General features: G+C 70.0%; 9 protein-coding genes. 1 reads left to right on the forward strand and 8 read right to left on the reverse strand.

Annotated features, from left to right (window positions below; genetic code table 11):
- Window positions 1-128: 128 nt before the first annotated feature.
- From CHC09_RS36225 to CHC09_RS36240, 4 genes are all read right to left on the reverse strand, one after another.
- On the reverse strand, window positions 129-1211 hold the full coding sequence (locus tag CHC09_RS36225) for a CaiB/BaiF CoA transferase family protein (protein ID WP_143232784.1): 1083 nt from the start codon (window positions 1209-1211) through the stop codon (window positions 129-131).
- 76 nt (window positions 1212-1287) lie between these two features.
- Window positions 1288-3318 carry a 3-hydroxyacyl-CoA dehydrogenase NAD-binding domain-containing protein gene (locus CHC09_RS36230; RefSeq protein ID WP_089297795.1) on the reverse strand — a complete coding sequence of 677 codons (2031 nt, stop codon included), beginning with the start codon at window positions 3316-3318 and terminating at the stop codon, window positions 1288-1290.
- On the reverse strand, window positions 3315-4565 hold the full coding sequence (locus tag CHC09_RS36235) for an acetyl-CoA C-acetyltransferase (protein ID WP_203833350.1): 1251 nt from the start codon (window positions 4563-4565) through the stop codon (window positions 3315-3317). The genes CHC09_RS36230 and CHC09_RS36235 overlap by 4 nt, the downstream gene beginning before the upstream one ends.
- On the reverse strand, window positions 4555-5727 hold the full coding sequence (locus tag CHC09_RS36240) for an acyl-CoA dehydrogenase family protein (RefSeq protein ID WP_089297808.1): 1173 nt from the start codon (window positions 5725-5727) through the stop codon (window positions 4555-4557). The genes CHC09_RS36235 and CHC09_RS36240 overlap by 11 nt, the downstream gene beginning before the upstream one ends.
- A 140-nt stretch (window positions 5728-5867) precedes the next feature.
- Here CHC09_RS36240 and CHC09_RS36245 point away from each other — a divergent pair, with 140 nt between their 5' ends.
- Complete coding sequence (locus CHC09_RS36245; protein WP_239138746.1) at window positions 5868-6524, forward strand: TetR/AcrR family transcriptional regulator; 657 nt, start codon at window positions 5868-5870, stop codon at window positions 6522-6524.
- Here CHC09_RS36245 and CHC09_RS36250 read toward each other — a convergent pair whose 3' ends face one another.
- The 4 genes from CHC09_RS36250 to CHC09_RS36265 form a co-directional block, all read right to left on the reverse strand.
- Window positions 6525-6962 carry a hypothetical protein gene (locus CHC09_RS36250; RefSeq protein ID WP_089297796.1) on the reverse strand — a complete coding sequence of 146 codons (438 nt, stop codon included), beginning with the start codon at window positions 6960-6962 and terminating at the stop codon, window positions 6525-6527.
- 625 nt (window positions 6963-7587) lie between these two features.
- Window positions 7588-9186 carry a hypothetical protein gene (locus CHC09_RS36255; RefSeq protein ID WP_089297797.1) on the reverse strand — a complete coding sequence of 533 codons (1599 nt, stop codon included), beginning with the start codon at window positions 9184-9186 and terminating at the stop codon, window positions 7588-7590.
- A 149-nt stretch (window positions 9187-9335) separates the two neighbouring features.
- The gene (locus CHC09_RS36260; RefSeq protein WP_089297798.1) at window positions 9336-9998 is read right to left on the reverse strand and encodes a response regulator; all 663 of its coding nucleotides are present in this window, start codon (window positions 9996-9998) and stop codon (window positions 9336-9338) included.
- Between the two features lie 86 nt (window positions 9999-10084).
- Window positions 10085-11194 carry a sensor histidine kinase gene (locus CHC09_RS36265; protein ID WP_089297799.1) on the reverse strand — a complete coding sequence of 370 codons (1110 nt, stop codon included), beginning with the start codon at window positions 11192-11194 and terminating at the stop codon, window positions 10085-10087.
- Window positions 11195-11513: the final 319 nt, after the last annotated feature.

The following is an 11513-nucleotide window of genomic DNA, read 5'->3' on the forward strand; positions in this document are numbered from 1 at the left end:
TCGTTTGGAGATTCCCGTGCGTCTCGGCATGATTTGACGGAATATGCACGCGCGGTTCGAGACCGCGCCGAACGCCGCCCAGCCGGGACGGTCCGGCAAACGGTCCGGCTGGGCGGCCCCTCATCGAATCAGGACCAACCGCTGAGGACCTCCGCCACGGTCGCGGTCCGGCTCGGTTCCGGAACGCTTGCCGGCGTACGCCCGAATCGCGGCGCCGGGGCGGGCTGAAGCTGACCACCCACCTCGACGAACGTGGACCTGGCCCGGTTGTGCGGGTGAGCCGGCGCCTCGGTCGGGGAGAGCACCGGGCTGACGCAGGCATCCAGCCCGGCGAAGACCTCCGCCCACTCGTCGCGCCCGCGCGAGGCGAACCGCTCGGTGAAGGTCCGCCGCAGCTCCGGCCACTTCCGATGGTCGAACTGCCCCGGCAGGTCCGGGTCGTCGTCCAGGCCCAGCCCCTTGAGCAGTGCGGCATAGAACTGCGGTTCGAGCGCGCCGACCGCGACGTAGCCGCCGTCCGCGGTCGCGTACGTGTCGTAGAACGGGGCCCCGCCGTCGAGCAGGTTCTCCCCGCGGCCGCCCCGCCACCGCCCGAGACCGATCATCCCGTGCAGGAACGTGGTGAGCAGCGCCGACCCGTCGACCATCGCGGCATCGACCACCTGGCCCCGGCCGGAACGCTCCCGCTCCAGCAGTGCGGCGAGCACCCCCACGGCGAGCAGCATCCCGCCGCCGGCGAAGTCGGCGAGCAGGTTGATCGGGGCGTGCGGCCGCTCGCCGGCGCGGCCCAGGGGCTCCAGGGCGCCGGCGATCGCCAGGTAGTCGATGTCGTGCCCGGCGGCCGGGGCAAGCGGACCCTCCTGCCCCCAGCCGGTCATCCGGCCGTAGACCAGGCGCGGGTTGACCTCGGCACACCGCTCCGGGCCGAAGCCCAGCCGCTCGGCGACGCCCGGACGGTAGCCCTCGACCAGCACGTCCGCCTGCTCGACCAGCGACAGCAGACCGGCCAGCCCGTCCGGCGACTTGAGGTCCAGGGTCACCGTGCGGCGGCCGCGCTGCAGCGGACCGGTCGGCGGGGCGAGCGGCCCGGCCTCGCCGGGCCGCTCCACCAGCACCACGTCGGCGCCCAGGTCGGCCAGGATCATGCAGCCGAACGGGCCGGGCGCCAGCCCGGCCAGCTCGACGACGCGGATCCCGTCAAGCGCTGTCATGACTGAGCTTCCATTGGCATGCCCTCCTGGCCCTCGCCTGCGAGATCGCTGTTCGGTGCGGGTGGCTGCCGCTCGGTCATGCCGGTGCGAATCGTTCGCCGTACCGCGCCGCCAGCTCGGCAGCGCGGCCCTTGAAGTCCGGGTGCTGCTCGACGTACCGCAGGACCCCGCCGGTCCAGGCCGGGAAGCCGATGCCGAGGATCGAGCCGATGTTGCCGTCCGCGTCGGTGCGCAGCACACCCTCCGTCCGGCAGCGCAGCGCGTCGAGCGCCTCGCTGAACAGCAGCCGCTCCTGCAGGTCGGCGAAGGGCACCGCGCGACCCTCGTCGGTGGCCAGCTCGGCGAGGCCGTCCCAGAGCCGGCCGCGCCGCCCGTTCTCGTACGTGTAGAACCCGCGGCCGGACGACCGCCCGGAGCGATCGTGGTTCTCCAGCATGTTCTGGACCAGGGCGTGCGCCCGCTCGTGACCGACGGCCACCCCGGCCGCCTGATACGCCAGGTGGATCTTGCGCATCAGGGTCAGGGTGACCTCGTCGGCCAGCGCCAGCGGACCGGTCGGGTAGCCGGCCTGCAGCGCGGCCTGCTCGACCGAGGCGGCCGGAACCCCCTCGGCGACCATCCCGATCGCCTCGTTGATGAACTGGCCGATCACCCGGCTGGTGAAGAAGCCGCGCCCGTCGTTGACCACGATCGGCGTCTTGGCGATCCGGCGGCCGAGGTCGAACGCGCGGGCGATCGCGGCGTCCGAGGTCTGCTTCCCGACCACGATCTCCAGCAGCGGCATCTTGCCGACCGGGGAGAAGAAGTGCATGCCGATGAAGTCCGCCGGCCGCGACACGCCCTCGGCCAGACCCGTGATCGGCAGCGTGGAGGTGTTCGAGGCGAGCAGCGCGTTCGGTGCGAGCACCGGCTCCACCTCGGCGAACACCCGGTGCTTGAGCTTCGGGTCCTCGAAGACCGCCTCGATCACCACGTCACAGCCGCGCAGGTCCTCGACGTCGGCGGTCGGCTTGATCCGGGCCAGCACGGCCGGGTCACCCTCGGCCACCGCCCGGGACGCAGCCTCCAGCGAGACGTCCTTGACCACGACCGGAAGGCCCGCGCGGGCGCACGCGTACGCGATCCCGGCGCCCATCATCCCGGCGCCCAGCACGGCGACCTTGGTGGCGGCCGGGACCTCGACCTTGGGCCGGGCCGCACCACCGTTCACCGCGCGCATGTCGAAGAAGAACGCGCCGATCATGTTCTTCGCGATCCGGCCGGTGAGCAGCGTGATCAGCCGCCGGGTCTCGATGGTGAACGCGGTCTCGATGTCGACCTGCGCGCCCTCGACCGCGGTCTGCAGGATCGCCTCGGGCGCCGGCATCCGGTTGCCCTTGAGCTGCTTGCGCAGGGTGGCCGGGAAGGCCGGCAGCTGCACGGCGAGCTTCGGGGTGGCCGGGGTGCCGCCGGGCATCTTGTAGCCGGGCCGGTCCCAGGGCTGGGCGGCGTCCGGGTTCGCCGCGATCCACGCCCTCGCCTTGGTGATCAGCTCCTCCGGTGTCGCGACGACCTCGTCGATCATCCCGGCGTCCCGCGCGGCGGCCGGCTTGAGCCGCTTGCCGGTGAGCAGCCAGGTCATCAGGGCCGGGGCGATGCCGAGCATCCGGACGGTCCGGGTGACGCCGCCGGCACCGGGCAGCAGACCGAGCGTGACCTCGGGGAACCCGACCCGGGTGCCCGGGGCGTCCAGGGCGATCCGGTGGTGGCAGGCCAGGGCGATCTCGAAGCCGCCACCCAGCGCCGCGCCGTTGATCGCGGCGACGACCGGCCGGCCGTACGTCTCCAGCCGGCGCAGGTCCCGCTTGATCGTGCCGAGCAGCTCGAACAGCGCGGGCGCGTCCTCCGGCCGGGCCCGGCTCATCGTCGGCAGGTCGCCGCCGGCGAAGAACGTGCTCTTCGCGCTGGCCACGATCACGCCGGTGACCTCGTCCTTCTCGGACTCGAGACGGTCCAGGGCGGCGGTCATCGCGGCCACGTAGGTGGCGTTCATCGTGTTGGCCGACTGGTCCGGGTCGTTCATCGTCAGCGTGACGACGCCGTCGGCGTCCCGGGTGTACTCGATCATGCGGCAAACTCCGTAACACGCTCGATAACTGTTGCGACGCCCATGCCGCCGCCGATGCAGAGGGTGACCACGGCCCGGCGCAGGTCGCGCCGCTCCAGCTCGTCGACGACGGTGCCGACCAGCATCGCCCCGGTCGCGCCGAGCGGGTGGCCGAGCGCGATCGCGCCGCCGTTGACGTTCACCTTCTCCGGGTCGAGATCCAGGTCGCGGATGTACTTGAGCACCACCGCGGCGAACGCCTCGTTGATCTCGAACAGGTCGATGTCGTCCGTGGTGAGGCCGGCGACCTCCAGAGCCTTGATCGTCGCCGGGGTCGGCCCGGTCAGCATCAGCGTCGGGTCGGTGCCGCTGACGGCCGCGCCCACGATCCGGGCCCGCGGCGTCAGCCCCAGCTCACGACCGGCCCGCTCGGAGCCGATCAGCACGAGCGCGGCGCCGTCCACGATCCCGGACGAGTTGCCGGCGTGGTGGACGTGGTCGATCGCCTCGAGCCAGTGGTACTTCTGCAACGCCACCGCGTCGAACCCGGCCTGCTCGCCGATCGTCGCGAAGGACGCCTTCAGCTTGCCGAGCCCGGCCCGCGTGGTCTCCGGCCGCGGGTGCTCGTCCACGGCGAGGATCTCCAGGCCGTTCGGGTCCCGGACCGGGACGATCGAGCGGCTGAACGCGCCACCGGCGATCGCCTTCGCGGCCCGCTCCTGCGACTGGATCGCGTAACCGTCGACGTCGTCCCGGCTGAAGCCCTCCATCGTCGCGATCAGGTCGGCGCTGACACCCTGCGGCACGAAGCTGGTCGCCAGCGCCGTCTCCGGGTCGAGGAACCAGGCACCACCGTCCGACCCCATCGGGTTGCGCGACATCGACTCGACGCCGCCGGCCAGGATCAGGTGCTCCCAGCCGGAGCGGATCCGCGACGCCGCCTGGTTCACCGCCTCCAGACCGGAGGCACAGAACCGATTCAGCTGTACGCCACCGACGGTGTCCGGCAGCCCGGCGACGAGCGCCGCCGAGCGGGCCAGGTCGGCGCCCTGCTCGCCGATCGGGGTGACGATGCCCAGCACCACATCCTCGATGTGCTTCGGGTCGAGGCCGGGATTCCGCTCCTGTACGGCGTCGATCAGGCTGGTGACCAGCGTGATCGGCTTCGTGCCGTGCAGGGCGCCGTTCTCCTTGCCGCGCCCGCGCGGTGTGCGTACCGCGTCGTAGATGTAGGCCTCGTTTCCACTGCGGGAAGCCTCAGAGGGCACGGGCGATCAACTCCTTCATGATCTCGTTGGTGCCGCCGTAGATCTTCTGAACCCGGGCGTCGGCGTACATCCGGGCGATCGGGTATTCGGTGGTGTAGCCGTACCCGCCGAAGATCTGCAGGCAGCGGTCGACGACCTCGCACTGCCCCTCGGTCAGGTAGAGCTTGGCCATCGCGGCGGTCGCCACATCCAGTTCACCCCGGGCGTGCCGGACGATGCAGTCGTCCAGGAAAACCCGTGAGACCCGGGTCCGGGTGACGCAGTCCGCCAGGACCATGCGGGTGTTCTGGTGGCCGATCAGCGGCTTGCCGAAGGCGGTTCGCTCCTTCGCGTACGCCGTGGCCAGCTCGACCGCCCGCTGCATCGCGCCCACCGCGCCGACCCCGATCACCAGCCGCTCCTGCGGAAGCTGCTGCATGAGCTGGTAGAAGCCGGTGTTCTCGGCGTCCGGGCCACCCAGGAGGTTGCCCGCCGGCACCCGGAACTCGTCGAAGAACAGCTCCGCGGTGTCGTTCGCGTGCAGCCCGATCTTCTCCAGGTTGCGTCCCCGCCGGAAACCGGGCGCCGCGTCGTCCAGCTCGCAGACCAGCAGTGAGATCCCGTGCGCCTTGGCGGACTGATCGGTCTTGACCGCCAGGATCAGCAGGTCCGCCAGGTACCCGTTGGTGATGAACGTCTTCGAGCCGGTCACCAGGAAGTCGTCGCCGGTCCGGACCGCCCGGGTCCGGATCGCCTGCACGTCCGAGCCGCCGTCCGGCTCGGTCATCCCGATCGCGCCGATCATCTCGCCGCTGCACAGCTTGGGCAGCCAGCGCCGCTTCTGCTCCTCGGTGCCGTACGCGGCGAGGTAGCCGGTCACGATGCCGCTGTGCACGGCCAGGCCGAGGCTGCCCTCGCCGGTCTGGGTCTGCTCGTGCAGCAGCACGGCCTCGTGGGTGAAGTCGCCGCCCCCGCCGCCGTACTCCTCCGGCACGGAGAGGCCGAGCAGGCCGAGCTCGCCGGCCTTCAGGTAGTGCTCGCGGTCGGGATGGCCCTGCTGCTCGAGGCGGGCGGCGTGCGGCACCACCTCCTTGAGGAAGAAGGTGCGGGCCATCTCGGCCAGATCATCGTGTTCCGGCTTACGCCACGGCTCGGCGTAGGCGTCCAGTCCAGGCGTCGGCATCGACATACCCTCGATCACTATTGGCGCTGTGTCAACAAGCGGGCGGGGAATTGGCGTCATCCATCTCTCCTTCCCTCTTGAATCCTGACAAAAGCCCCATCCGGGAAGTCGCCTGATCGACGTGCCGTAAGGTCACCGCTGTGTCGACATCAGGGCCGGCCACCACCGGCGAGAACGGCCGGACCATCACGGCGCGCCCACCGGTGATCCGGCGACGCCGGCTGGAACCGGACGCGCGGCGCGAGCAGATCCTCTCGGTCGCCGTGCGCCTGTTCGGCGAACGGCCGTACCCGGACGTCTCCACCACCGATGTCGCCCGCGGCGCCGGAGTCGCCCGCGGCCTGGTCAACCATTATTTCGGTACGAAGAAAGAGCTGTACCTCGAAGTCGTCCGGGTGATGCTGACCGTCCCCGACGTCGCTCTCGAGCGCCTGCCGACCGGGGCACCGGCGGAGCGCGCCGACGCGATCGTCGGCTGGTTCCTCGACGTGGTGTCCCGGCACAGCACATCCTGGCTGGCCGCGATCACCGCCGGCGGCATGGCCGGTGACAAGGACGTCGACCAGGTCATCGCCGAGGCGATCGATGTCGCGGCCGACAGTGTGCTGGCCGCTGTGGGTCTGGGTGCGGAACCGGGGGAGGCGCTGCGGGGGATGGCCCGGGCGTACGTCGGGATGGCTACCTACACGGCGCGGGAGTGGCTGCAGCGGGGGGTGCTGACCCGGGAGCAGGTGCACACGCTGCTGACCACCACACTGCTCGCCATGGTCGAGAAGGTCTTCCCCCAGGCGGGCTGATCACTCTTCGTTCGCCGCCCGCATCGAGGTGGGATGAAGGGGGGCCAGGAGGGCTCCCAGCCGGTCCAGGTACCAGCCCAGTCCTACGGAACAAGGGTCCTGTCCATGCGGCAGGGTCGTCATGTCGGGAGCGAAAGAGAAGATATTGTGCTGCGGCATGAGGAGAACTGTGCCGCCTTTTTTGCCGGACTCCTCATCGGCGGGCCATTCTACCTGGAATCCGACGCTCTGATTTTCGGAAACGGTCTTCTGCATTTCCTCCATGACTGTCTTGAGATCGGTTGGATTTCGGTCCTCCCACGTGTGGTCGCCGTCGGTGGTGACTACGCACACCTCGCCCTGTTCGAGGGTGACGCCGCCGACGCGCAGCGCGTCCACAATGTCCAGTAGGTCTGGAAACGGACTGAAGGAGAAGTCGATACTCACAATCCTGCTCACGTGACTCTCCTTATTCGATTGCTCGCCTTAGGTCAGGAATCCCCGAGTTCATCCTCGCCGGAAGTCATTCCCGAGTTTTGTCAGGTCTCGTGATCATGCTCTGCGCCACCCTGTAAGCCGGGCCGGGACACGACCATCAGCACCAGCCGGACCGTAAGTTTCCGCGATCCCGCCTTACCTCTGGCAAGCAAACACGCGCTCCCCCCGGACCGTGGGTGGCGGCTGGAGCAGTGACCAGAAACGGACCGTGGCTGGCGAACATCAGTGCCCATTCCCGGACCGTGGGCGGCGGCTGGAGCAGTGACCAGAAACGGACCGTGGCTGGCAAACATCAGTGCCCATTCCCGAACCGCAGGCGGCGCCCTTGGACGTGACCGTAACCCCGGCCCCGAGCGACGACGACCGGCGGCGACGACGGTGACGGGCCGGCCCGGTCGCCTGGCGATCAACCGCGACCAGGCAACCAGCGTAAGCAGAGGCCCAGAAGCGGTCAGCGACGGAACGACGCGCCGTCACGAACGCTGGGACGTCAGCCGGACGAGGGCACGCGACGGCTGGCACCAATCCGCGACGCCGTGGCCTCAGGCGTCGTACCCGCAGTGCCGCTGCTGGAGTTGCCGCTCGATCAGTCCGAATTTGCCGAGGTCGTATTCAGGACGGTTGACGGGCCCGGCTGTGTTGTGGGCCGGCTCAGACGACGGATCGCTCGGGCGCCCAGTGCGGTGGTCAGCGCTGCCAGCGCCACCAGGAAGAGGCGGTCGGGAAGGGTCTCGGCGTTCGCGACCAGGCCGAACGCGATGTGACCGATGATCGCGCCCAGTGCGGCGCCGAGCAGGTGCGCCTGAGTCCAGGCCGGGTTCGCGCTCCAGCGGCGCAGCAGGACGCCCGCGGCGGTGACGATCGCCGCGGCGGCGATCATCGGGAGGAACGCCCAGTTGCCGTGGGTGAAGAACGACTGCTTCGAGCCGGCGAACGGGAACAGCAGCGCGAGGAAACCGAAGGCTGCGACGCCGAACCAGATCGTGAGGCCGGTGGGGGACAGGGGAACGGCGGGACCGGTGGCGCGAGCGTCTTCCACAGTGGCGGGTTGTCCACAGGCGGCCGGCTCGGACCCGCTGTTTCCCGCGATAATGGCCAGTGGTGGCTCCCCCTGGGTGGGCGGGAACGCGTGCTGGCCGGAGGGGCGACCCGACTCCGCGCCGACAACGGAGCCACCCTTCGGGCGTACCCGGAAAGCGCCGACAGCAACCAGACCCGCCACCGCGACGATGACAACCGCCGCAACCGCCGGCATGTCATACCCCGGGTCCTCGGCCGGCACCACCGCCACCCGCACCAGCAGAGCCCCCAGCCCGGCGACCGCGCCCGTGACGATCAGGCCACCTCGGCGCAGGTATTGACGCGGACCGTGGCCGGCGAAGATCAGTTCGGTCAGGACGATCGGGATCGTGATGCTGAAGATCGGGTGATAGACCAGGTTCAGCTCGGTGTACGCGCTGTTGATCCCGAGCAGCCGCGGCGCCCATCCGGCCGCACCGTAGATGTGCGGGCTGGTCAGACTCCGCAGCGCCAAACCTTCCTCGATCAGGCCGTAGGCGAGCCCGAGCAGCAGCATGGCCCGGAACCCGCCCCCGGTCCGCCGTACCAGTTCGCGGATCAGGAGCGCCCCGGCGCCGTAGATCGGAATGAAGACCGGCAAGATCCAGATCTGCTTCAGCGGCACGTTGCCCAGCATCAGCTCGGCGACCACCGGCGCGACCAGGATCAGCGTCCAAGCGGCCCGACGGTTGCGCGGTCGGATGTCGACCGGCGTCGGTGCGTTGAACTCGTTTCGTACGACCCGCAGGTTGACCGTGATCGCCAAGGCGGCCAGGAGCAGGAGCTGTACGCCCTCGACGATCCGGAGCCAGGCGGGATATTCCGCGCTGAGAAGTAGCCAGGTCACGCCGGTCAGGCCCATGACGGAGACGATGCGGACACGGCGCAGGGCTCGCGGGTCTCCCACCAGAAGCTGACGGACGAGGCGCGCGTAGAGGACGGCGACCAGCAGCACCGGGATCGGCCGGGTCCACAGTGTCCGCGACAGTGCGGCCGGATCGGCGTCGGGGTGATGTTCGTACTGGTAGGCGAGGACCGGGCCGTGCAGCACGAGGGTGATCAGTGCGAAGATCACGCTGACCCCGAGGTTGACGATCAGCAGGGTGACTACGGCTCTTCGGGTCATGCCTTGACGCTAGGAACTCCGGTGTTTCCGATCCTCCGGCGTAGGAGTGGTCCTCGATCTACGACTTCAGGATGAGTGATGGCAGGCCATGCTCGGGCTGGAGGCGATCTTGTCGGCCGTGGACCTCCGGCAGAATGAAACGTCCCACCTCAGGAGGGTCGGGGCCGAACCACCCCGAGGTCGTAGGCGAGAACGACAGCTTGCACCCGATCGCGAACGTCGAGTTTGCGCAAGACGGCGGAGACATGGGTCTTCACCGTCGCCTCGGTCACGGTCATCCGTACCGCGATCTCCGCATTCGAAGCCCCGCGCGCCAACAGTTCCAGGACCTCGCGTTCCCTGCCGGTCAGCCGTTCCAAGCGGGCGTCCGCACCGGGCGGGGTCATATCAGCGGCGACGAAGTGGTCCAGCAGCCGACGGGTCGCTGTCGGCGCCAGCAGCGCCTCACCCCGGGCGACAACCCGGATCGCCTCGGCCAGTTCGCCGGGCCGGACATCCTTGAGCAGGAAGCCGCTCGCCCCGGCCCGCAACGCCGCGTACAGCGACTCGTCCAGGTCATAGGTGGTCAAAATGATCACCTTAGGCGCGCCCGGGGCCGCGGTGAGCTTGGCGGTCGCGGTCAGCCCGTCCATCCCGGGCATACGAACATCCATCAGTACGACATCAGGCCGCGTCTGCGCGACCAGCCGAACCGCCTGGTCACCGTCGCCGGCCTCGCCGACCACCTCGAGATCGTCCCGGGCCTCGATGATCATGCGGAAGCCGACCCGGACCAGCGCCTGGTCGTCCACGATCAACACCCGGATGGTCATGCCACGTCCTCCCGGACCAGCGCCTGGTCGCCCACGATCAACACCCGGGATGGTCCCCGGCTCCGGTTCCTCCGGTGCGCGCCCGGTCATGCGCCGGCCCGCCAGGGCAGGTGTGCTCGCACGACGAACCCGCCCCGTTCGGGATCCGATCCAGCGGTCAGCGTGCCACCGAGCAGCGTGGCGCGTTCCCGCATGCCCCGGATGCCGTTGCCGGCCCCGGCTCCCGAGCCGTCGCCGTCGTCGCGTACCTCGAGCTCCACCGCTGTGCCGGTGACCCGGACGATCACGTCGGCCTCGGCGGCGTTGGCGTGCCGCAGGACGTTGGTCAGAGCCTCCTGAGCGATCCGGTACGCGCACAATTGCACGCCGGCGGGCACCTCAGTGTCGCCCTCGCGGTGCAGGGTCACCGCCACCCCGGCCCCGGTCACCGTCCCGGCCAGCCGGTCGAGATCAGCCAGCGTGGGTTGCGGTGGCCCCTCGCCGCCGGGCCGCATCGGGTCCGGCTGATCACCCTCCCGTACGGTGTGCAGGAAGTTGCGCAGCTCGGCGAGCGCCTCCCGCCCCGCCGCCTCGGTGCGCCGGATCGCCTCCCGCGCCTGCCCCGGGTTCCGATCGAAGACGTCGTCAGCCGCCGCTGCCTGCACGACCATCACCGAGACCGTGTGGGACAGCACGTCGTGCAGTTCCCGGGCGATCCGCCCGCGCTCCTCGAGCACCGCCTGCCGCCGCTCGGCCTCCCGCCGGGCCTCGCGGGCCCGGCCCAGTGCTCCCCAGCTCCACGCCAGCAGCGACGCCGCCAGCCAGACCCCGGCCAGGGTCCAGTGTCGTTGCGCCGCGACCGGCCCGCAGACCGCGATGATCGTCGCGCCCAGCCCCCAGAGGCTCTCCCGGGCGGGCCGGGACCACGCGAAGGTGCACAGCACCACGAACACCAGCCCCGGCCCGAGCTGGGGCACCAGCAGTTGCAGGCCCGCGCCGGTCACCAGAATTACCGCGAAGATCCGCCGGGGCGCCCGGTCCAGCCACCAGAGCGCTGTCACCTGCCCCGCCGCGAGGGCGATCGCGACCAGTCGCCCCGGAACGGCCGGAAGCCCCACGACCTCCAACCGGAGCACCGGGGCGACCAGGACCGCGGCCAGCAGAAGCAGCGCCCGCCGCCACTTCGGCGACAACCGAGCCTGGTAGCCGTCCCCCATAACCGGAACCCTACTTCCTGCCAGAGCGCCGACGATCAGCCCAGAAGGGCCGCTTCCAATGCGATTTGTGCGTACGGCGGCAAGGTCGAACCGGGTTCGAATACGAAAGCGCCGCCCGGAACCCAAGGGGTTCCGGGCGGCGCTTTGCGTTGTTCGTGTGGGTCAGCCGAGCTTGACGTTGAAGATCGGGTTGGCGGCGAGCTTCTTGAACGAGGCGAGGCTGTTCTTGGTGCTGTCGATGCTGATGTCGCGGTCGCCCTGGTCGTCCTTCTTCGTGTCGAAGTGCACGATGGCCTTGATCTGGGGGCGCTTGGTCAGC

It is taken from the genome of Actinoplanes regularis (genome assembly GCF_900188005.1).
GTDB lineage: Bacteria > Actinomycetota > Actinomycetes > Mycobacteriales > Micromonosporaceae > Actinoplanes > Actinoplanes regularis.